Source organism: Enterobacter cloacae complex sp. OE43NF (assembly GCF_023544405.1).
Taxonomy (GTDB): domain Bacteria; phylum Pseudomonadota; class Gammaproteobacteria; order Enterobacterales; family Enterobacteriaceae; genus Enterobacter; species Enterobacter cloacae.
On the sequence record NZ_JAMJFW010000007.1, the window covers coordinates 105654 to 127915 of the forward strand.

Annotated in this window: 14 protein-coding genes; 7 read left to right on the top strand and 7 right to left on the bottom strand. The window is 59.5% G+C overall.

Annotated elements, in window-relative coordinates:
• Position 1: 1 nt before the first annotated feature.
• On the bottom strand, positions 2 to 604 hold the full coding sequence (locus M8370_RS05425; RefSeq protein WP_013098397.1) for a short chain dehydrogenase: 603 nt from the start codon (positions 602 to 604) through the stop codon (positions 2 to 4).
• A 97-nt stretch (positions 605 to 701) separates the two neighbouring features.
• Between M8370_RS05425 and M8370_RS05430 the strand changes: the two genes are divergently transcribed.
• From M8370_RS05430 to M8370_RS05440, 3 genes are all read left to right on the top strand, one after another.
• The gene (locus M8370_RS05430; RefSeq protein WP_020690740.1) at positions 702 to 1589 is read left to right on the top strand and encodes a LysR substrate-binding domain-containing protein; all 888 of its coding nucleotides are present in this window, start codon (positions 702 to 704) and stop codon (positions 1587 to 1589) included.
• 19 nt (positions 1590 to 1608) lie between these two features.
• On the top strand, positions 1609 to 2790 hold the full coding sequence (locus M8370_RS05435) for an aminotransferase-like domain-containing protein (RefSeq protein WP_038420464.1): 1182 nt from the start codon (positions 1609 to 1611) through the stop codon (positions 2788 to 2790).
• Between the two features lie 85 nt (positions 2791 to 2875).
• A complete protein-coding gene (locus tag M8370_RS05440) occupies positions 2876 to 3394 on the top strand; it encodes a DUF6622 family protein (protein ID WP_038420950.1) in 519 nt (172 codons plus the stop codon).
• Positions 3395 to 3396: 2 nt separating this feature from the next.
• On the opposite strand, the gene M8370_RS05445 is transcribed toward M8370_RS05440, so the two are convergent.
• Positions 3397 to 3816, bottom strand: coding sequence for a nuclear transport factor 2 family protein (locus M8370_RS05445; protein WP_013098393.1), 420 nt, complete (start codon positions 3814 to 3816; stop codon positions 3397 to 3399).
• Positions 3817 to 3914: 98 nt separating this feature from the next.
• On the opposite strand from M8370_RS05445, the gene M8370_RS05450 reads away from it, so the two are divergent.
• The 4 genes from M8370_RS05450 (at position 3915) to M8370_RS05465 (ending at position 6775) form a co-directional block, all read left to right on the top strand.
• Positions 3915 to 4646 carry a helix-turn-helix domain-containing protein gene (locus M8370_RS05450; protein ID WP_023620861.1) on the top strand — a complete coding sequence of 244 codons (732 nt, stop codon included), beginning with the start codon at positions 3915 to 3917 and terminating at the stop codon, positions 4644 to 4646.
• Positions 4647 to 5505: 859 nt separating this feature from the next.
• Complete coding sequence (locus M8370_RS05455) at positions 5506 to 5955, top strand: STM2901 family protein (RefSeq protein WP_040023496.1); 450 nt, start codon at positions 5506 to 5508, stop codon at positions 5953 to 5955.
• On the top strand, positions 5949 to 6275 hold the full coding sequence (locus M8370_RS05460) for a DUF1493 family protein (protein ID WP_040023494.1): 327 nt from the start codon (positions 5949 to 5951) through the stop codon (positions 6273 to 6275). The genes M8370_RS05455 and M8370_RS05460 overlap by 7 nt, the downstream gene beginning before the upstream one ends.
• A 14-nt stretch (positions 6276 to 6289) precedes the next feature.
• Positions 6290 to 6775, top strand: a complete 486-nt coding sequence (locus M8370_RS05465; protein WP_029882108.1) for an Hcp family type VI secretion system effector — start codon at positions 6290 to 6292, stop codon at positions 6773 to 6775.
• Positions 6776 to 6839: 64 nt separating this feature from the next.
• Here M8370_RS05465 and M8370_RS05470 read toward each other — a convergent pair whose 3' ends face one another.
• The 5 genes from M8370_RS05470 to M8370_RS23590 form a co-directional block, all read right to left on the bottom strand.
• The gene (locus tag M8370_RS05470) at positions 6840 to 8009 is read right to left on the bottom strand and encodes a beta-barrel domain-containing protein (RefSeq protein ID WP_086528237.1); all 1170 of its coding nucleotides are present in this window, start codon (positions 8007 to 8009) and stop codon (positions 6840 to 6842) included.
• 10 nt (positions 8010 to 8019) lie between these two features.
• Complete coding sequence (locus tag M8370_RS05475; RefSeq protein WP_095428031.1) at positions 8020 to 10212, bottom strand: type I secretion system permease/ATPase; 2193 nt, start codon at positions 10210 to 10212, stop codon at positions 8020 to 8022.
• Positions 10209 to 11612, bottom strand: a complete 1404-nt coding sequence (locus tag M8370_RS05480; RefSeq protein WP_013098387.1) for a TolC family outer membrane protein — start codon at positions 11610 to 11612, stop codon at positions 10209 to 10211. Before M8370_RS05480 ends, M8370_RS05475 begins: the two co-directional genes overlap by 4 nt.
• Positions 11613 to 11695: 83 nt before the next feature.
• The gene (locus M8370_RS23585; protein ID WP_502799546.1) at positions 11696 to 18154 is read right to left on the bottom strand and encodes a BapA/Bap/LapF family large adhesin; all 6459 of its coding nucleotides are present in this window, start codon (positions 18152 to 18154) and stop codon (positions 11696 to 11698) included.
• Positions 18151 to 22262: Ig-like domain-containing protein (locus tag M8370_RS23590; RefSeq protein WP_409244290.1), on the bottom strand; the 4112-nt coding region annotated here is incomplete at its 5' end. The genes M8370_RS23590 and M8370_RS23585, both read right to left, overlap by 4 nt.

The following is a 22262-nucleotide window of genomic DNA, read 5'->3' on the forward strand; positions in this document are numbered from 1 at the left end:
TTCAGTAACCCACCTTATACACCCGCCCGGTCTGCACCCCTTCCACGCTACGGCGATAGGCTTGCGCCACGGTGGCGGCCGGCACGCTTTCAAAGCCTGGGAAGAAGCCGTCGTACGTTTCGACCGATTCGGTGAGGACCGTCGGGCTTATCAGGTTGATGCGGATCCCGCGCGGCAGCTCGCAGGCGGCAGCGCGAACAAACCCTTCCAGCGCGGCATTCACCGTGGTGGCATTGACGCCCTGCGCGATGGGCTCGTGCGCCACAATCCCGCTAATCAGGGTAATGGAGCCGCCATCGTTCAGGTAGTGCTGGCCGGTCAGCGCCAGACGCACCTGTCCGAGCAGTTTATCCTGTAACCCCTGATTGAAATCGCTGTCTTTCATGGTGGCGAGGGGGCCAAAGTACAACCCGCCGCTGGCGGAGACAATCGCATCCACACGACCGACCTTCTCAAACAGCGCCTGCACGCTCGCCTGTGACGTAATATCCACCTGCTCATCGCCCTGCGTGCGGCCCACGCGGATCACTTCGTGGCGGCGACTGAGCGCCTCCGTTACTGCACGACCGACCGTACCGCTGGCACCAATAATGATGATTTTCATAGCCGACTCCTCATATTGTGAGCCTTCATTCTTTAATAAATTAAAAGTCGGATAAACTGGGCTAAAGTTAGAAGATTGCTAACCAGAGGTTTGTAATATGGATAAGCTTCGCGGCATGGAAACCTTTATCGCCGTAGTGGAAAGCGGCAGTTTTACCGGGGCGGCCTCCCGTCTGGATATGTCGTCGGTGATGGTGGGGAAGTACATTGCGCTGCTGGAATCCGAGCTTGGCACCCGTCTGCTGGAGCGCAATACGCGACGTCAAAGCCTGACCGACGCCGGGCGGGTCTATTATGACGAGGCGAAGCGGGTGCTGGAGCAGGTGGCCATTGCCGAAAGCGCGGTGGAACGTCTGCGAGCCGCACCGGCGGGCACCCTGCGCGTGACGGCACCTACGTCGTTTGGCGGCTGCGTTATCGCGCCGCTGACCGCCACCTTTTTGCAGCGCTACCCGGCAGTACGTATCGAACTGGATCTCACCAACCGGATGGTGGATCTGGTGGAAGAGGGGGTCGATCTGGCCATTCGCATTGGTGATATTCGCAATGACGATCTGGTGGCGAAATACCTGTGCCCTTACAACATGGTGATCTGCGCGTCGCCGGATTATCTGGCGCGCCACGGTACGCCGCAAACGCCTGCTGATCTGGTGGACCATCTCTGCCTTTCCCACACGGTATGGACCGCGCGTAACGAATGGCGGTTGCCGGGTGTGGAGGGCGAAGTGCGCTGGAAGCGCGATGCCATTTTACGATGCAACGACGGCTACGGCTTACGCATGGCGGCGCGCGCCGGGGCAGGGCTGCTTCTGCAGCCGGAGGTGCTGGTGGCCGAAGAGCTGGCAAGCGGCAGGCTGGTTCGGGTTCTGGAGCCGTTTACACCCGCGCCAAGGCCGGTTCATTTACTGTGGCGTCAGGATTTACGTCCCCTCCCGAAGCTAACGGAATTTATTGCTCATATTCTGCTAAGATTGGGCACAATATAAAAAAGAAGGTAATCAAAGAATGTCTGCAAACAAACTCGCCAGCAGCGCGCAGGGCCTGCAATCTTCCGCCATCCGTGAATTATTAAAACATAGCAAAATGGCAGGCGTCATTTCGCTGGGTGGGGGTATTCCTAACCCGGCTTTGTTCGATCACGAAGGCCTGAAAATCGCCGCTGATGCCGTACTGTCGCAGCATTTTGGTGAAGCCTTCCAGTATGGTCTGACCGAGGGTGTGCCGGGACTGCGGGAAGAGATTCAGCGCATCTGCGAAGGGCGCGGGATCCGCTGCAAAGCGGATGATGTGGTCGTGACCTCCGGTTCACAACAATCCCTCGACGTGCTGGCGCGCGCGTTAATTAATCCGGGCGATACCGTCGTCGTCGAACGCCCAACCTATCTTGCCGCGCTGCAGGTCTTTGGTCTGGCGCAGGCGAATTTCGAATCCGTTGGCACCGATGGCGACGGCATGAAAGTGGATGAACTCGAAGCCCTGGTGGCAAATAAACCCATCAAAGCGGTTTATATTGTGCCGACATTTGGTAACCCGGGTGGCGTTACGCTGTCTGAGGCGCGCCGTAAACAGCTGGTGGAACTCTCGAAGCGCTATGACTTTGTGATTATCGAAGACGATCCGTACAGTGAAATCAATTACACCGACGAAGTTTTCCGCCCGTTAATTGCCCATGCCAAAGATATCGGCAACGAAGAGAACGTGGTGTATACCTCAACCTTCTCTAAAATTCTCGCGCCGGGCACCCGTGTGGGCTGGGTGCTGGTACCGGAGTGGCTGAAGCGTGCGGTGGTGAACCTGAAGCAAACCACCGATCTGCACACCAGTACGCTGTCGCAGCTGATGACTTACGAATACCTGAAAACCGGGCGTCTGGCCGGACAGATCAAAATGATCCGCGAAGCCTATCGTCAGAAGTATCAGACGTTCGCCAACGAACTGGAAGCCGAGCTGGGCGATGTGATGTCGTTCCACAAGCCGAAGGGCGGCATGTTCCTGTGGGCGAATATGAAAAATGGTAGTAATACCACGCGCTGGCTGGAAAAGACGTTAAGTAACGGCGTAGTATTTGTGCCGGGCGAATTTTTCTACTGCAATGAGCCAGACCATTCGACGCTGCGTATGTCGTTTGTCACGCCAACGGATGAAGAGCTGAAAGAGGCGGTTCGTCGCCTGAAAAAATCGCTGTAAAAGACCTGCGCATAATGGCGCTCCTGCCGTTATGCGCAATACGCGTTCAGGGCGGCAGGAGCCGCGATCGTCCATGGTGATCTCCATGTTTGAATTTCTGCTCGGTGTCGTTACGCACACACCCGCCTGGGTGTGGGTGCTGTTTATCTTCCTTATCTCCCGCGGCATTAAAGCCCGCAAGCCGGCCACCGTGACGCTGGAGCGGCTTGCTATCATTCCGGGCATTTTTCTTATCTGGGATATTTACGATCTGGTGGTCTATCGCACGCTGACTCCTGCGACTGTTGCATTGTGGACGGCGGGGATCCTTGCCGGTGCGGCACTGGGGTACTTCCTGATTAAGCAGGCGGCTATCACCCGAGCTGAGGCACCGCGCAGCCTCCACCGTCAGGCAGACTACACCGCGCTGCCGTTTATGATGCTGGCGTTCGCGGTGAAGTATGTGCTGGGCGTGATGAGCGCCATCTCTCCCCATGCAATGCAGCAACCCGCCATGAGCGCGCTGGCAATTATCTCAGGCGGGGTATTTGCGGGCGTGTTTATCGGAAAATTTGCGCGTTATGTTGAGGTATATAACCGTAGCGTACCGCGCCCGGCGGAGTGACGTTACTCTGTCGCATGGGCCAGCGTGCGATCTGAAGCATCGCCGCTGAGGGCCCGCGTGACTTCATGGATCCGCCAGATTTTCCCTTCACGCAGCGCGGCAAACAGGTAAACCTCGATCTCTGCCTGACGACCGCCAGGATACGTGACCGTCACGATATGCCGGTCAGCCAGAAGTTCGTCATGACAGGCTATCTCCGCCACGGTAAAGGCGATCGTGCGAGTCTGCGAGCGGACGTGGCTCAGGTGCTGGATAAATCCCCGGTAATCAAGCGTGTGACCGTCCGTAACCTGCTGGTAATCGGGCGTAAAGACCTCTGCCGGATCGATATCGCCGTTGAATAAGCGGGTTAACAGGCACGCCATCTTTTCGCGCTGTGCGGCATTGTCGGTGTCGGCTATCAGGGATGTGATTATGCTCATTAAGGGCTCCTTATGTGGTTTAGTCGCCATTATCCTTGACAGCCGAAGACGCAGTTTCTGTAATACGCCGATGAATAACGGTTTTCGGTCAAAATGATATGGTCAGTACTGAGACGCTCCTTCATCCTGGCGGGTACCGAACCCCCTGGCACAGCCATCGCGCTGGGCAGCTGTGGCGCATTGCAACGGGTCTGCTGGTGATTGAGTCGCAGCGGGGGCGCTCGGTCGTACCGGCAAAACACATCGGCTGGATCCCGCCAGGTAATCAGCACGCCGCCTTTTCTGAAAGCGCGATAGAAGGCAGCGCCATCTATCTTGACCCCGCCTGCTGCGCAAGGCTTCCCGATGTGCCCGCCCTGTTCGAGCCCGACGATCTTACCCATGCACTGTTTTCCCGCTTAAGCGTTGCTGAAAGCGAGTACGATCCGCGAAAGCTCACCCTGCTGCTGGATGAGCTTGCCGTGGCACCTCAGGTGCACTTTACTCTGCCCGTGCCGACGGATCCGCGTCTGAAGGACGTAGTCAGGCATTTGCTGCAGTTTGTCGATGATAATCAGACGGTTGAGAACCATGCCCGCCAGGCGGGGATGAGCGTGCGTACGTTCAACCGTCGTTTTCGTGCCCAGACCGGAATGAACTTCGTTAACTGGCGGCAACTGGCGCGGGTAATGCAGGCAATGGAGTGGTTGGCCGCGGGGAAGCCGGTGGGATGGATTGCGCTGTCCTGCGGCTACAGCAGCGTCAGCGCATTCATTGAGGTCTTCAGCGCGTGGACCGGTAAAACGCCGGGGCAGTGGGCGCTTAAAGAAGCCCCTTTTGGGCGAAGGTAATGCGCGTGGCGTCGTTGAGATGCGTAATTTTTCCTGGTTACTCATAATTAACGTCCTGTTTATAAATATAAAATAGGTGCGGTATGATGCCCTCACCCCGGCCCTCTCCCACAGGGAGAGGGAGAAAACCACCTCAACCCAGCAACGCGATTCCAGCCTCCGTCCCTGTAAGTGCTCAGGGATAGGCTCCAGCAGCATTGGGCGGAGCAGGGCAAAAGTCGAAGCAAGACGACCGCAGAGGGCTATTTTTCTCGCGGGATTGGTCTCTTCCACCAGCGCTTCGCAATAGCGTTGGCAATTGTCGGCAAGATCGATGAAGTCGGTGTTGCAGTCGAAAGGGGTCGTGAAAAGTGCGTTACTGGTGGTCATATGACAGTTTCCATTAAGTGATTAAGACACTGCCAGAGAAATGCCAATTTCCCGGGTGGCAGGACTGAACGGAGTTGGCATTACCGGCCTTAATGGACACCGGCGCGTCTTGCGACGCCCCCGCCCAGCCCACCATTGGAATGTAGCCAGACGCACGGCGCAACAAGAGCTTACGCCGCCATTAAGTTTAACCGGGATGCCAATCCCGACGCCAGATTTTGCTGGCGTGGGAGGAACATACGCCCGAAAAGCCGTTAGAAAAAGTGGGGATGAAGGGATAAGTTACATTCTGCGAGGCTGCTTCAGAAAAAATGGAAAATGAGGAATGCGTTCAAGCCAAAAATGTTTCACCTGATGAGCAAATATTTTCCGCCGCACATAATACTGCCGGTTTATAAAATTAGGAATTTATAAAGGTCTATTTTATCAACATTGCGGTCAAAGTGGCGTATGGTATTTATTCTTAATAAGAATGGCTATGAAGGTGTGTATGGATACCGTCGAGGCGCTTAATGGAACCTACTTCTATAAAGGAATTTGCAACATATCGGCTGGTGAACTGTTTTTCTGGATTTTGTTAGATAAAATTGAAGAGCAGTTTGGCGGCATAGAGGATGCACTAACAATGAGTTGTATCATTTTAGGATTGCCGATATTAAAGACCAGAAATAAGCCCTACGGAACAACAGCAGGAACATCTATAGCATCAAAATATTTACGTCAATATCTCAATGTAGAGTTACCTGTAAGATTACCGACGTTAACTGAAGCGAGCATTGCCACTTTAAAACCTAAGTATGTGACAAATTTGGGGGCCTTTATCGGGAGAGGCCTACCAGTGATTGGCTGGACATTGGTAGCCAGCGATTTGGCTCAAATATGCTATAAGACACTTAAAATGTATAACACGATTGCTCATAAGAAAGACCGGATATGGTAACTGAACAAGAGGTTTTGGCTTTTTTTCAGAATGAATTGCCCGTTATGGGTACATTTACCGGCAAGCTCATACCTTTGCAGTTAGATGATATTTTACAAGACTATGCAGAGGATGATGATTTAGCCATCTGTATGGATAAATTCAGCGAACGATTCAATATTGATATAACGCTGATGAATTACAATGCTTATTACCCATGGTTTCACACATGGTTTTTTCGAAAATGGTTTACGGATAAACCCGTAAAGCAAATTTCTAAGCCTTTAACGGTGAGGATGTTCGCCGAATCTGCGAAAGCGGGAAGATGGTTATATGATTAATAAGGAGGAAAATGATGGCTGTACCGGTCCATTTATGGCTAAAAGATGATGCAGGGAATCTGATTAAGGGGTCATCTGACGTAGAACATAGAGAAGGGAGTATTGAATTACGTGGTTTGACACATAATTTAAGTATCCCGGTTGATGGGACAACAGGAAGACTCACCGGAACACGTCAGCACGCTCCTTTCCTGTTTGAAAAAGAAATTGACAGCGCATCCCCCTATCTTTATCGGGCTGTTGCAACAGGGCAAACTCTCAAATCTGCAGAGGTAAAGTGGTACCACATTAATGATGCAGGGCAGGAAGTTGAATACTTCAATATTTTACTGGAAAGTGTAAAAGTTGTTTCTATTACGCCAATTATGCACGATACACGTAACTGTCCGGGAACAGGGCACATGGAAAGCATTCAACTGCGCTACGAGAAAATCACATGGCGTTATGTTGATGGAAATATTCAATACTCCGATGCCTGGAATGAGCGAGCTACGGTTTGAAGTGCAACAAACTGCCTCCGCTCTATAAATAGAGTGGAGGCATGCCCTGTTCATCCTGCAAAGATCACCGCTCCCTCAGCGCTTCCTTCGCCCGGTTAAACGGCTTAATCATATAATCCAGCACCGTTTTCTCCCCGGTTTTAATATCCACCGTCGCAATCATCCCCGGCACAATTGAGAAGTGCCTGCCTGCTTTATTCACCAGGTAATCCTGGCTGGTGCGGATAAACACCCGGTAATAGAACACTTCCGGCTTGGCTTCGTCCTGGATGGTGTCCGGTGAAATCGTCTCTACCACCCCGTGCAGCCCGCCGTAAATGGCGTAGTCGTAGGCGGTGATTTTGACCAGCGCTTCCTGGTTCGGATGGATAAAGGCGATATCGCGCGGCGAGAGGCGGGTTTCGATCAGCAGGTGATCGTCCACCGGCACGATCTCCATCAGCTCGCCGTTGGGCGGGATCACGCCGCCGATGGTGGTGACCTTGATGTTTTTCACGATCCCGCGCACCGGCGATTTCACCGTCAGGCGCGTGACGGAATCCTGACGGCCTTTCAGGATCGCCGAGACCATATCCACCTCCGCGTTGGCTTTGGAGAGCGCCTCGCGCGCCTGAACGTAATACTGCGAGCGCACGTCGGTGAGCTTCAGCTCCAGGTCACTTTTCTGCCGCTGCAGGCGCAGCACCTCTACGTGGCTGGCGGCCCCGGTTTTGACCAGCCGCTGGGTGATCGCCAGCTCCTTATTGGCGAGATCGAGCGCGGCGCGAAGCTCCCGCTGGGTATCCTCAAGCTGCGCGCGGCGGGAGTTATAGAGCCGCGTTTCGTCGGCAATCAGCTCCGGCCATTCCTTCAGCGAAGGGGGAAATTTAAGCGGCAGATCGTTCACCTCGGCATACAGGCGCGCGCTGGAAGCCAGCGAGGCGCGATAGCGTGCCGCACTTTCGCCGACGTTTGATTCTGAACGCGTGGGATCAAGACGCGCCAGCACTTGTCCGGCCTGCACCTGATCGCCTTCATGAACGTTCAGCTCGGTGAGGATCCCCCCGTCCAGCGACTGTAAAACCTGCTCGCGCGAGCTGGGGATCACTTTGCCGGTACCGGTTGAGACCTCATCCAGCACGCCAAACCAGGCCCAGATCCCGAGGACGATAAACAGCAGCAGAGAGAGGATCACGATTCGTCGCGCGCCGGTGTAGCCGCTTTCAGAACCGAGCGCATTATCCAGATCGTCCATTGCCGCAGCATCACGCTGACTGATTTTCATTTTTCCACTCCCTTGCGGCGGCTGCCTGCTGTTGTTGTATGCGGCTGTTGTTCAGCGCCTGCGCTTTCGGGGCATCCATCACCAGCATGCCCTCCTTGAGCACCACCACCCGCTCGACCAGTTCCAGCACCGGCACGCGATGGGTGGCGACGATCAGCGTACGGTGGCCGAGCCAGGCGCTCAGACGCTGGATAAACTCCCGTTCGGTATGCTCATCCAGCGAGGCGGTGGGTTCGTCCATCAGGACGATATTCGGGTCGCGCAGCAGCATGCGCGCCAGCAGGATCGACTGCCGCTGGCCGCCGGAGAGCCCCACGCCGTTCTCCATGATCGGATAGTCCAGCCCCTTCGGCAGCTTCTGCACAAAGCTCGCCGCGCCGGTTAACTCCAGTGCGGCGAAAATCTCGTCGTCGGTGGCGCGCGGCATGCCGAGGGTGATGTTTTCCCGCAGGGTGCCGTAAAACAGCCGTGCGTTCTGGGTCATAAAGCCGACGTTGCGCCGGACATCGGCGACGTCGAGGTGCGGCAGGCTGAGGTTGTCGAGCCGCAGCTCGCCGCCCGCCAGATCCATCCCGCCTGCCATCGCCTGCAGCAGGGTTGATTTGCCCGCGCCGTTACGCCCGAGGATCGCCACTTTCTCACCGGGCTTGATCTCCAGACGGTTGATGCGCAGCGCCATGCGCGGATCCTCCGGGTGATAGCGAAACTGCGCCTGCTCGAACAGGTAGTGACCGCGCAGCACGTCCTGGCGGATCGGCGTCTCCTCGCGCTGGTTCTCGGTAGGTAACTGCATAATGCTGTCCAGCCCCTCTTTTGCCGCTTTCACCTGCTGCCAGCGGGCCAGCACGCCGCACAGCGTCGCCATGGGGGCGATCATGCGCGAGGCCAGCATCGAGGCGGCGACCACCGAACCGGTGGTCAGCGTGCCGTCGATCACCATCGGCGCGCCGACCACGATCACGGCGGCGTAAACCAGGCTCTGGATGGTCATCCCCCAGCTGATCAGATTCTGCGTCAGCTCGCGGGTACGCAGGCCGGATTCCGCGGTGATCTGGATATAGCTGTTCCACTGCTGCAAAAAGCGGTTTTCCGCCTGCATCAGCTTGATGTCCTCCAGCCCCTGCACGCTTTCTACCAGCACCGCGTTGCGCAGGGTCGATTCATGGGCGGATTGTTTCGCCAGCTCCGCCAGTTTCTTCTGCAGCAGCAGGCCGGGCAGAACCATGATCACCGCCGCCACCGGGGCGATCCACGCCAGCTGCGGGGCGATAATCGCCAGCACCACCACAAACAGTAAGAAGAAAGGCAGATCGACAATCGTCGAGATGGTGGAGGAGGTGACCATCTCGCGGATCTGCTCCAGCTCGCGCAGCTGGGAGATAAAGCTGCCGGTAGAGCGTGGGATCGCGCTGTTGCGTAGCCGCAGGGCGTGACCGAACACGCGATCCGAAACGCGCAGATCCGAGCGTTTACCCAGCAGATCCATAATGTGCCCGCGCGCCACGCGCAACACGAAGCCAAACAGGGTGGCGATCAGCACCCCGATGGTCAATACATACAGCGTCGGGTAGGACTGGGCGGGGATCACCCGGTCGTACACCTGCATGGAAAAGACAATCCCGGAGAGCGACAGCACGTTAATAAACAGCGCGGCGAGCATCACCCAGCTGTAGGGGCGCAGGTCGCGCATCACCAGCCGGTAGAGCCAGTCCGGGCGGTATTTTGAGATATAGGCGTCCACGCGGCTGTCCTTCAGCGCTGCCAGCGGACGCAGGGCAATAACGTGGCGGATGGCGGGCAGCATCGCCGTCATCGACAAACGGTTGGTGTAGGTCTGGTCGTCAAAGAAGCTGACCTCCAGCGTATCGTCGCCGTCGAAATGTTCGATCACGCCAACCCTGCCGTCGTTTAGCGCCACCACCACCGGCAGACGCCAGCTGTTGATCGACTGCTGGCTGGCGGTAAGCAGCTGAAACGACAGCCCCGCCTCGCGGGCGAGCTGGGTGAGGGCGGGCACCATCGGTTTGCCTTTCAGCCACGGTGCGCCTGCCAGCAGCGCGCCGGGAGAGCAGGCGACGCGGTAGCGCGTGGCAATAAAGCCAAAGGCCTGCGCCCACTGGGCCAGGGCATCATCCGTCATGGGCTCAGCTTGCGGTATATCACGCTCTTTCATGGCTGGATCTCCACGGTCTGGATGGTGCGGTTATCAAGATCGAACGCATGGCGCAGCTGCCCGGTGTTGTAAAGGCAGTTGAGCTGCAGCTGATGCAGCTGGCCAAGGGTCTGTTGCTGGGTGAAACGCGCCTGGTAGACCTCCTGCTCGGCGTTGAGCACATCGAGCAGCGGGCGTGAGCCAAGGTCAAGATACTGCTGCTGATACAGCTCGCGGGTGCGGGCGCTGAGCGCCTCCTGACGACCCTGGATCTGCAGGGTGCTGAGCAGGCTCATTACCTGACTGCGCGCCTCAAGCAGCTTCTGGCGAACCTCAAGGCGGGTGCGCTGAATGGTGGATTGCGCCGCTTCCACCGCGTGTCCGGCAGCGTTACGCCGGGCGGTGAGGCCGCCGCCCTGATAGAGCGGCATTTGCACTTTCACCCACGCGGAGTATTGCGTGCGATCCCGCGTTTCGTTACCCGCATAGCGGTCGTTGAGGTAGTGACGCACTTCCGGCTCCAGCGAGACGGTCGGGGTCATCTGGGCGTTGGCGTAGTCAAGGTTGGCCTGCGCGACGTTCGCCTGCGCCCAGGCCGCTAACACCGCTGGCACCAGACGATCGTCCGGTTCGGCGATATCACAGCTGCGGGCCAGCTTTTGCGGAAAATCGTTGCCCACCTCGTTGAGGGTGTTCCAGCCGAGAAAACTCATCAGCGTGGCGCGGGCGCTGTCGAGGCTGGCCTGGTACTGCATGAGCTGGGCGCGGGCCCCTTCGATACGGGCATCGGTCTGCACCACGTCAGAGAGCGAGGTGGCTCCTTCGTCGTTACGCTGGCGGGTCAGCTTGCCAATGGAGGAGAGGGCGTCGAGCTGTTCTTTGGCGGTATCGACCATCTGCTGCCAGGTTTGCACTTCCACCATGGCGATGGCGGTATCGTGGGCGATGGTGTCGATGCTCACCAGCACGTTGGCCTGCTGCTGGGCAACCCCGGCGTTTTCGGCACGCACCTGGCTTGCCACCTTGCCAAAGTCGTACAGCATCTGGGAAAGAGAGAGCACCAGCGATGGCGTAAAGCCATTATCGTCGCCGTCATGGGTATAGCCATTGTCCATACCGGCGTTAATTTGCGGGTAGTATTTCGATTTGGCGACGTCCACCTCTTCACTCTGTTGGTAAAGTTTTCCTACCGCTTCACTGATGGCCGGGTGCCAGGTGACGGCGCGGTTGACGGCGTCGCCAAGCTGCAGCGTGCCGGGGGCGGCGTTGCCCGCCACAGGCGCCACGCGGCCATTCAGGGAGGGGAGTTCCTGCGTTTCGCGAAGTTGTCCGGTATTAATCATCGCCGCCGGATTAGCGGAGAGTGCGGGCACAGATATCAGGCAGCACGAGAGCCACCAGTAAGGCATCATCTTTCCCATGTCATGTCCCTAATAAAAAATAAGTACAGCTTTATTGTTTATGCCCGGGCGCAGTGCGCCCGGGTCAGGTACTACAGGTGCTATCAGGTCACGATGTGTTGCTGGTTAACTAACTCGTCGTAGGTGGTCTGGACGTTATCAAGCGTCACGAGCGTGGTATTGGTATAGGTGCTTCCTGTACCGTCACGGTCGATGGCGATCACGGTACTGCCATTGCTGTTCGTCACATGCAGGTAATTACCGAGCGTTGACGCACTGCCGTTCCAGCCCACCAGCAGATCGCCGATGTCAATTTTGTCTCCCTGGGCCAGCGAGAAGTTGGTCCAGTGATCGCCGGCGGTACTGCTGACGTTACCCGCGGTGGCGTTGCCTGCGGTGCTGTTCAGCACCTGATAAATCAGCGTATCGCCGTACGCGGTGCCGGTAATGACATCGTTATGCTCAGAACTGACGAACTGCGGCGCCATATTGATGGTCAGCGTGGCAGTGTCCGTATTGCCGTTGGCATCGGTGAGGGTGTAGTTGAAGACCTCCTTCGACGTGATGGTTGAGAGCGACACCCCGCTGTTGAGGGTGTAGGTGTAGTGGCCGTCTGCGCCAATCGACAGCGTGCCGTAATGACCCGTGACGTTGACCAGCGTGCTGCCGGTGTAAGGATCCAGCGTGGTGGTGGTGCCGTCGAAGCCGGTAATGGTCACGCGGGTATCGACCGACTGCAGCTGATCCATCGCCCCGGCGGAATCCGTACCGTCGAAGATATTGCCGTCAACGGTGTGGCCGCTGGTGGAGTCGAACTGGGTCAGCGAGTAGGTGGTACCGTTCACGCTCGGGGTGATGGTGATATTGCCCACGCTCAGCCCCGGTACGCTGCCGGTATAGCTCAGCGTATAGGTCCCGGCGTTCAGATCCAGCCCGGTCAGGGGCACGTCGATACTGCCGCCCAGCAGCGAGCCGCCGCTGAAGGAGCCGGTGCGGATAACACCGTTGGCATCACTGATCGTCCAGTTCACCGTCAGCCCGCCCAGCGCCAGCAGCGACGCGACGTCAAAGTGCAGCGACGCGCTATGCAGGGCGGTGTTCGGATCCACCACAAAGGTCCCGCTTCCGCTGCCCGTGGTGGTACCTAGCAACGAGGTGGTCCAGCTGGCGCTGCCGACGGTGGTGTCAGAGTAAGCCGAGGTATGGTGTACCGACGTGACACTCATCTCGGTGCTGACATCGTTCACCGCATCCATTGCCCGCGCGGTTGGGGTAATGTTGAGCGAGCCCGTATCTTTCGCGCCGTTTGGTGCCGTAATGGTATAGACGAAGGTGTCTGGCGTGCTGATATGGTCCGCACCCACGCCGCTATTCAGGGTGTAGGTGTACTGGCCGGACGAATCAATGGTCAGCGTGCCGTATTCTCCCTGAATGTCGGTTGTTCCACTGCTGTTAACCGCCACACCGTTCACTTCCGTCACCACCGTGCCATCCGGCACCGGATCGTTCGCCAGCACATCCCCCGTGGTGCTCTCCCCGATGCTGGAGACGCTGTAGACATGATCCTGCAGCACGCTCAGGGTGTAGGCCGTCAGCGCGGTGATCCCTGCCGCCGTATTGAGCAGGAACAGATACTCCCCGGCAGGCAGGTTCAGCGTCAGCTGCGAGGAGGTGCCGCCCAGCAGCGGCGCACGCAGCCAGCCCGGCTCAACGCGCATCTGCTCGAAGGTCTGGGTCGCGTTGTTGAACTTATAGACGTACAGGTCGAACACCGATGCCAGGGCTACGCCCCCCACGGAGGCCTGAATCGTCATGGTGCGGGTTGTACCTTCCTCCACGGTGTAGATGATCGGGTTGGTCATATCGTCCAGCAGGTTCAGCCCCAGCGTGTTGCCGAGATTGATCCCCACCAGGGTAAAGCCGCTTTGCGACGATGTGCCGTTATCGATGGCCTGGACGGTGGTGTCGAAGGTCAGGGAAGCCGCGTCGTCTACGGCGACAATGCCATTCGCCACGCTGCCCGAACCGAGCGACAGCACAAGGTTCGCCGACGCGCTGACACCGTTATGGGTAATGGTGTAGGTGAAGCTCTCCGTGCGGCCAATCACCGCGGCACTGGTATCGGTGAGGTTGTAGGTGTAGCTGCCGTCGCGGTTAATGGTCAGCGTACCGTACTGCCCCTGAATCACCGTGCCGTCGGCGTTAACGCTGGTGGTGACCCCCAGCGCGTTGGTCACGGCGGAGACGGTCGTACCTGCCGGAGCGTTATCGCTGCCTGCGGTAGGATCGGTATCCAGGATCACGTTACCGTCCAGGCTGGTGTCGCCCGTTACGGTCCCGGCGCTGGTCTCTTTCACCGCCACATCCAGGCTGGTGTACGAGCCGGTTGCCAGCAGGTTGGTGTTGTAGCTCAGCACGCGATACTGGCCATCAGCGAGCCCGGTCAGGTTCAGCGACACGCCGGTGGCCCCAAGGGTCAGCAGGTCGGCGAACTGCGGTTGTCCGGTATCCACGACGGTGGTCCAGGTGTTGTTGACGGTATCGAAACGCTGCACCACCAGCTCCAGGGTGTTGAGCAGCGAAAGCACCGCCCCCGTGGCGTTGGCATTGACCACAATATCCGCACTGCCGCCGCTGCCCACGTTGAACTCAACCTGGGCTGTATCGTTGCCCAGCAGGGTCAGCACGTTGCCTACGGCGCCCACCAGCAGGAAGCCATAGTCGCTGTACTGGCTGTTGGTGACGGTGGCGGTGGTACTGAGATCCAGCTCTTCAACGTTATTGCTGGCAGAGAGCGGCACCACCGGCGCAAGGACCGAGCCCGGCTGCGAGGTGTTACCCGCCGCATCGGTGGCCGTGATCTGCAGCGTCTGGCCTTCGGTCTGCTTGTTGAGGAAGGTGTAGCTGTAGGCGCCATTGCTGTCTGCGGTGGTGGTCACCGTTGAGCCGTCCGCGAGGCGGATGGTGACGGTGCTGCCCGCTTCCGCCGTACCGGTCAATACGCTGCCGTCAGCGTTAAAGGTCCCGGCAGGCGCGTTTGGCGCCGTCACGTCGACGATAACGGTTGTCGAGAGCGAGATCGGGCTGGTGCCGGCTGAGTTGGTTGCCGTGGCGGTAAAGGCGTGTGATCCCTCGCTTAATGCCGGGGTCGTAAAACTCCAGTTACCGCTGGCATCCGCCACTACCGTACCCATCGACACGCCGTTGTTATACAGCGTGACGGTGGCGTTCGGCTGTGCGGTGCCGCTCAGGGTTGGCGTGGTGTCATCGGTGGTTTTACCGTTGGTCAGCCCTCCGGTAACGCTACCGACGTTATCGTCAATGTTGGCGATAACCGGTGCGTTTGGAATGTTGGTTGATGGCGCAACCACCGAGGCGCTTACGCCAGCGTTACCGGCCTTATCGGTCGCGTAGACCAGCAGGGCTTCACCGTTGGTCTGCGCCGTGGTGAGGGTAGCGCTAAAGTTGCCGTTACCGTCTGCCGTCGCGGTACCGAGCACCGTACCGTTACCGCTGGTGATGGTGACGGTGCTGCCCGCTTCCGCGGTACCGGTGACCTGGGTTCCGTTAGCGATCACCTGCAGGCTGGTCGGTGCGCCCGGTGCCGTCAGGTCAACCAGGATTGTGGTCACGGTTGATGGCGCGCTGGTATTGCCCGCGGCATCGGTGGCGGTGGCGGTGAAGCTGTGCGAACCTTCCGTCAGCGTGGTGGTGGTTTGCGCCAGCGTCCAGTTGCCGTTGGCATCGGCGGTGACCGTGCCAACCAGCGTGCTACCGTCGTAGATACGCACCGTCGCATTGGCTTCGGCGGTACCGCTCAACGCTGGTCGGGTGTCGTTGGTCGGGTTATTACCCGTCACCGGCCCGGTAACGCTGCCAACGTCGTCTACAATCGCGCTGATGACCGGCGCGGCTGGCGCGGTGGCATCCACGTTGATCACATACCCGCTGGTGGGTGCGCTGGCGTTGCCCGCCGCATCGGTGGCGGTAAACGTCAGGCTGTGCTGACCATCGCTGAGCGCCGGGGATGGCGTAAAGCTCCAGTTACCGCCGGTGGCGACAACGCTGCCAATCTGCACGCCGTTATCGAAGATTTTCACCGTCGCGCCCGCTTCCGCCGTACCGGTGAGGGTTGGCTGCGCGTCGTTGGTCAATCCGCCATTGGCGACAGGCGTGGCGGCATTCCCGACGTCATCCACAATGCTGCTAAGCACCGGCTGCGCAGGCGGCGTGGTGTCGATGGTCAGGTTGAAGGTTGCTGACGGCGCGCTGGTGTTACCTGCCGCATCCGTCGCCTGAGCCGTAAAGCTATGTGGACCGGTTGCCAGCGTGGTGGTCAGCAGAATGCTCCAGTTTCCGCTGGCATCCGCGGTACCGGTGCCCACCAGCGTCGTACCTTCATAAATGTTCACCGTGGCAAACGGCTCGCTGGTACCGACGAGACGCGGAATGGTGTCGTCGGTGCTTTGTCCGGAGCTGACAGGGCCGGTGATCGTGCCCACGTCATCAACCGCCTGGCTGATAACCGGCGCGTTAGGCGCAGTGGTATCCACCACCAGCGTAAAGTCAGGCGATGCGGGGCTGACGTTGCCCGCCGCATCGGTGGCCGTGACGGACCAGGTGTGGCTACCATTCGCCAGCGCTGTGGACGGGGTAAAGCTCCACGCGCCGCTGCCGTCAGCCTGGGCGGTGCCGACCTGCTGCCCGTCCTGATAGACAGTGATGGTCGCGTTGGCCGCGGCTGTGCCGCTAAGGGTTGGGGTGGTGTCGTCCGTGCTCTGCCCGGAGGAGAGCGGTGTCTGAACGCTGCCCACGTTATCGCTCGCGGTCAAAATGGACGGCGCTGTCGGTGCGGAGGTATCCACCGTCAGGTTAATCGGTGCCGACGTGCTGCCGGTATTGCCTGCCGCATCTGTGGCGTTGAAGGTGATGGCATGTGGCCCTTCGGTGAGCGCGGTACCCGGGGTGAAGGTCCAGTTCCCCTGAGCATTGACGACCGCGGTGCCAATCTCGCTGCCATCAACAATAATGTGCACCGTGGAACCGACTTCGCCCGTGCCGTTGAAGGTGGGTTTTGTGTCGTTGGTGCTGTTGCCGCTGGTGAGCGTCCCGGTGACCGGACCGACATCGTCAATCACGCTGGTGACCACCGGCGCGGAAGGACCTGCGGTATCAACCGTGAAGACGAAGACCGGCGAGTTGGCTGAGACGTTACCGGCGGCATCGCTGGCGTTGATGCGAATGTTATAGCTGCCATCTCCCAGCGCCGGATCAGGGGTAAAGCTCCAGTTGCCGTTGCTGTCTACCGGTGCGGTACCGATCTCCACGCCATTGTTCAGGATGTGGATGGTACTGCCGACAGCGCCTGTCCCGCTGAGCGTTGGCGTGGTGTCATTGGTGACCTGGCCGGTGGTGAGATTACCGACAATCCCGCCCGCCACGTTGTCGCTGACGGTTTCCAGCACGGGGACCGTTGGCGCCGTCAGGTCAACCACCACGCTCCAGGCGTTTGACGACAGGCTAACGTTACCCTGCGGATCGGTGGCCTTGACGGTGAAGCTGTGTGACCCTTCGATGAGGGCGGTCTCAGGCGTAAAGCTCCACGCGCCGGTACCGTCCGCCGTGACGATGCCAATCTGCGTATTGCCATCAAAGATCGTCACCACGCTGTTCGCTTCCGCCGTACCGGAGAGGGTAGGCGTTGCGTCGTTGGTGGTATTGCCGCTGACCACGGTCGTGGCGGTGTTACCGACATCATCAGTGACGTTAACAATCACCGGGGTGGTGGAGCTGGTGTCAACCACGATGGTGAAGCCTGCCGATGGCGCACTCTGGTTGCCCGCCGGATCGGTCTCACGGATGGTCAGGACGTTATTGCCCTCCGCCAGCGCGGATGGCGTGAAGCTCCAGTTACCCGTCTGGCCGACCACGGTGGTGCCCAGCAGGGTGCCGTTGCTGTAAATGGATATGGTATCGCCAGCCGTGCCGCTACCGGTCAGGGTTGGGCGGTTGTCATTGGTGGTCTGCCCGTCCGTGAGTGGACCGGTGCCCGGGCTGACATCATCAATAACTGCGCCAATGGCAGGCGCGTCAGGGGCGGTGAGATCAACAGTGACGGTCGCCACCGGCGAACGTCCGCTGGTTTCGCCATTCAGCGTGGCGGTGACCTCAAAGGTGTGCGCTCCTTCACCCAGCGGCTGAGCTGGCGTATAGCTCCAGTTGCCGTTTGCATCGGCGGTTACGGTTGGCAGCAGAACCTGCACGCCATCCTGATAGACAGTGATTATGCTGCCTGGCTCTGCTGTCCCGACAAGGGTCGGCGTGGTGTCGTTGGTGGTTTTGTCTTTCACATCGCCCGTAACCGGGGCCGTATCGTCGTTGATGACCGTAATGACGGGCACGTCCGGGAGATTCGGCAGCGTACCAGTGACGGTATAGGAGGCTTCAGGGCTGAGATTACCTGCGGCATCCGTGGCGGTGATGGTCAGCGCTGCGCCGTCCTGCTGGGCCGGGCTGAGCGCCACGGAGAAGTTGCCGCCGGAGACCACCCCGGTACCGATCACGTTACCGCTGGCGTCTGTAACGATAGCGGCGTCCCCTGTGCGGCCACGCTGATATTGTCCGGCGCTGCCGGAAGCACGGTATCCACCGTGACGGCAAGCGGTGCAGAGTCTCCGGAAGCGTTACCTGCCGGGTCGACCGACGAGACGGTGAAGCTGTGTGGGCCTTCCGCCAGTGTGGTGTCGGCGGTCCAGCTCCAGGTACCGTCCGGCTGGACGGTGACCTGGACTGTGGATGGCGTACCGTCCACGCTAACAATCACGGTGGAGCCCGGCTCGCCGGTACCGTTGAGGGTTGGCGTACCGTCGCGGGTATAGAGCGTCCCGTTGGTGAGCTGGCTGTCTTCAACGCTGTTGATCAGCGGGATCTCAGGTGCAGTGGTATCGACGGTGACGGTAAAGACCGGGCTGAGTGCGCTGACGTTACCCGCAGCGTCGACTGCCGCAACGGTGATGTTCAGCGGGCCATCCGTCTGCGTGGGCAGGGTAAATGACCATTCGCCGTTAGCCACAACCACGCGTCCAAGCTCGACGCCATTGTTGTAGACGATTACCGTTTCACCCGTCACACCGGTTCCACCGACGGTTGGTGTGGTATCAGTAGTAACACCGCCATTCGGCTCACCGGCGATGGCGCCAATCACCGGGGTATCCGGTGCGAGGGTATCGACGGTGATGGTGATCCCCGTAGAAGGGGCAGAGACGTTACCCGCCTCGTCGGTGGCGGTAGCGGTAAATTCGTGGCTGCCCTCGTCAATGGCGCTTTCAGGACGCCAGCTCCAGTTGCCGTTGCCGTCTACCGTGACGGTACCCACGGCGGCTGGCGTGCCGCCATCAACGCTGTCGTAAATGGTAATCACATCATTTGGCGTGCCGGTGCCACTCAGTACCGGACGCGGATCGTTGGTGGTTTCGCCATCGGCAACCGGGCCGGTTATCTGGCTGACGCTGTCGGTAATGACCGGGACCGCTGGCGCGGCAGGCGCGTCGGTGTCGATGGTGATAGTCACCGGCTGGGACGGGGCGCTTTCGTTGCCCGCGCCGTCCTTGTTGGTGACGGTCAGGGTAATGTCATAGGTGCCGTTGGGCAGGTCGGTGGATGGCGTCCAGCTCCAGTTGCCGTCGCCGTCCACCACGGCGTCACCGATTTTGTCGGTGCCGTTGTAAATCGTCACCGTATCGCCCGGATTACCGGTACCGCTCAGCGTCGGCGTGGTATCACGGGTGGTTTCCCCCGGGTTCAGCGACGTGGGTGCTGAGCCATCCGGGTTTACGGTGATGGCTGGCGTGTCCGGTGTGGCCGGTGCGACGGTATCAATCACCAGCTCGAACGGATCCGAAATCGAGGTATTCCCGGCGGCATCTGTGGCATGGATCGTCAGCGAATGCGGGCCGTCGGTGAGCGGCGTGGTAGGGGTAAAGCTCCAGCCGCCGCTGCCGTCGAGCGTTGCGGTACCGAGCAGCGTGGTGCCGTCATACACGGTGATGACCGTGCCATCCGGGGCGCTCCCCTGAAGTAACGGCTGGGTGTCATCCGTGGTATCGCCGCTGCTGAGCGGGCCTTTAACGTCTCCGGCGTCGTCGGTGACGGTTGCCAGCGTCGCGACCGGCGGTGGGGTGGTATCAACGGTAAAGGTAAATCCACCGGATACCGGGCTGGTGTTACCGGCGACGTCGGTGGCGATCGCGGTCAGGGTATGCGTGCCGTCGCCAACCGGCGTGGTGGGCGTAAAGGTCCACGCGCCGCTGCTACCGACCACCGCGGTGCCAATATCGACGCCATCCAGACGGATGGTGATCGTTGAGCCGGGTTCACCGGTACCGTTGAGCGTCGGCGTTGCGTCATTGGTGGTGTCGTTGGCACCCACCGGGCCGGTGCCTCCAGGGACATTATCGACAAGCTGGGTGATGGCGGGCGCATCAGGCGCCGTTCCGTCAATAGTAATGGTCCAGGCGTTTGAAACGTTACCGTTGCTTGATGTCGCCGTCAGTACATGGGCACCTTCGGCCAGCGGGGTGGATGGCGTAAAGGTCCACTGGCCAGATGATGGAACAACGACCGTGCCGAGGACGTCGCCGCCGCTATGGATGGTGATGGTCGAGCCTGGCTCCGCCGTGCCGTTCAGGGTAGGGGTGCGGTCATTGGTGATCCCATTCTGGCTGATGGGGCCTGTGACGCCGGGTTGATCATCCACCACAGAGAGGATATCGGGTGTTGTGTCCGGTGCGGTGAGGGACGCCGCCGGACTCTGGTTGCCCGCCGCGTCAGTGGCTACCACCGAAAGCTGCTCGCCGTTTGTTTGTGCAGGCGAAAGGGTCGCAACAAAGTTACCGTTGCCGTCAGTGGTGGCGCGGCCAATCACGTCGCCGTTGCTGTTGGTGATGACGATTTTGCTGCCTGGCTCGGCGGTGCCGGTAACCTGGGTTCCCACCGGGTTAATGGCAATAACGGGCAGCGCCGGTGGCGTGGTATCGACGGTAAAGTTTACTGGCTGCGATTCTGCGCTCTGGTTGCCCGCCGCATCGGTTTGTTTAATGGTGATCGAGTGCGGGCCTTCCGCGAGTGGGTTGTCTGGCCTGAGACTCCAGGTGCCGTTTGGCAGCACGGTGGTTTGCCCAATCAGCACACCATTGTCATAGACCTGGATTGTGCCGCCAGGCTCTCCCCGTCCCGCCAGCAGTGGTTCAGAGGAGTCGGTGAACTGGCCTGCGGTAATTGCGCCTTTAATGGCCCCGGTCTCATCGCTCAGTACAATCGCCGTGGGCGTTGCCGGAGGGGTGAGATCCACGGTGAGGGTGAATACCGGAGAGGCGGGTCCGGTGTTGCCAGCGGCATCGGTTGCCCGAACGGTGAACTGGTGGGTGCTTTCACCCAGATTGACCGATGGCGTGAAGGTCCACGTGCCGTTGCTGCCGGTGACCGCCGTGCCAATAGCGACAGAGCCGTCATAGATGGTTACGGTGGAGCCTGGTTCGGCGGTGCCCGAGAGTTGAGGACGCGGATCGTTAGTGCTGCCTCCGCTGCTTACCGTTCCTTTGCCGGGATCAATATCGTCCGTTGCGCTGCTAATGGTGGGCGCGCCGGGCGCAACCGTATCGACAACAAAACTGACGGCAGCGGATGCCGGGCTGGTATTGCCTGCCGCATCGGTCGCGGTTGTGGTAATGGTGTGGCTGCCGTTGGCGAGATCGGTGGTGGGGGTAAAGCTCCAGCTACCTTTAGCATCCACCGTGGTGGTGCCAATCTGCTTGCCGTTATCGTAGAGAGTGATGGTGCTGCCTGGCTCGCCGATACCGCTGAAGGTCGGGCGGGCATCATCGGTGCGCTGGCCGTTTTCCAGCGGTCCCGCTTTGTCGCCGGCATCGTCATTTACCAGCAGGATGTCCGGGGCATCCGGCGCGGTGGTGTCCGGGGCGGTTATGGTCGTGCCCGGGCTGGTATTCCCGGAGGAATCCGTCGCGGTGGCGGTAATTTGTTCGCCGTTAGTCAGCGGCGTCCCCAGGTCGATGGTGAATTTACCGTCGCTGCCGGTTTTACCGGTGCCGATGACGTTGCCGTCGGCGTCTTTCAGCGTGATGGTACTGCCCGGTTCGGCGGTACCGGAGACGGTTTTACCATCCGGCGAGAACTGCAGGCCGGACGGCGCATTCGGCGGAGTGGTATCCGGATCGGAAGGGTTTGTCGGCGTGCCGGGGTTGCTGCCGTTGTCATCATCGTCATCCCCACCGCCGCCACCGCCGGTGCTTGCCGCCGCCGCGATGCCACCCGCGGCGACAATGCCACCCAGTACCCAGGGCCAGATGGCCGCGCCGCCTGCATCACTTCCGGATGCGGCAAGCAGGACGTCAGTGGAGGCAATAGATTCATAGGTGGCCGCCCCGGCGGGGTCCTGAATCCACCACAGCGCTCCCTCACTGTCCTGCAGAACCAGCTGGCTCGCCCCTTGCGCATCGGTGACGAAGAAATTTTTAACGGTAATCACCTCGCCGGAGTGTAGCGTGATCACCAGATCGTTACCGTTGCGGGCGAAGTCAGCGACATTGGCTCGCTCTACCTTAAGCTCAACGATAGAGGAATGGCTCAGCGTAACCTGAGTGCCTTCCGTGGTGG

Bases quoted from the DNA above. Each gene is read 5' to 3' on its own strand.
- M8370_RS05425 (WP_013098397.1), bottom strand. From the start codon at position 604: ATGAAAATCATCATTATTGGTGCCAGCGGTACGGTCGGTCGTGCAGTA.
- M8370_RS05430 (WP_020690740.1), top strand. From the start codon at position 702: ATGGATAAGCTTCGCGGCATGGAAACCTTTATCGCCGTAGTGGAAAGC.
- M8370_RS05435 (WP_038420464.1), top strand. From the start codon at position 1,609: ATGTCTGCAAACAAACTCGCCAGCAGCGCGCAGGGCCTGCAATCTTCC.
- M8370_RS05440 (WP_038420950.1), top strand. From the start codon at position 2,876: ATGTTTGAATTTCTGCTCGGTGTCGTTACGCACACACCCGCCTGGGTG.
- M8370_RS05445 (WP_013098393.1), bottom strand. From the start codon at position 3,816: ATGAGCATAATCACATCCCTGATAGCCGACACCGACAATGCCGCACAG.
- M8370_RS05450 (WP_023620861.1), top strand. From the start codon at position 3,915: ATGGTCAGTACTGAGACGCTCCTTCATCCTGGCGGGTACCGAACCCCC.
- M8370_RS05455 (WP_040023496.1), top strand. From the start codon at position 5,506: ATGGATACCGTCGAGGCGCTTAATGGAACCTACTTCTATAAAGGAATT.
- M8370_RS05460 (WP_040023494.1), top strand. From the start codon at position 5,949: ATGGTAACTGAACAAGAGGTTTTGGCTTTTTTTCAGAATGAATTGCCC.
- M8370_RS05465 (WP_029882108.1), top strand. From the start codon at position 6,290: ATGGCTGTACCGGTCCATTTATGGCTAAAAGATGATGCAGGGAATCTG.
- M8370_RS05470 (WP_086528237.1), bottom strand. From the start codon at position 8,009: ATGGACGATCTGGATAATGCGCTCGGTTCTGAAAGCGGCTACACCGGC.
- M8370_RS05475 (WP_095428031.1), bottom strand. From the start codon at position 10,212: ATGAAAGAGCGTGATATACCGCAAGCTGAGCCCATGACGGATGATGCC.
- M8370_RS05480 (WP_013098387.1), bottom strand. From the start codon at position 11,612: ATGGGAAAGATGATGCCTTACTGGTGGCTCTCGTGCTGCCTGATATCT.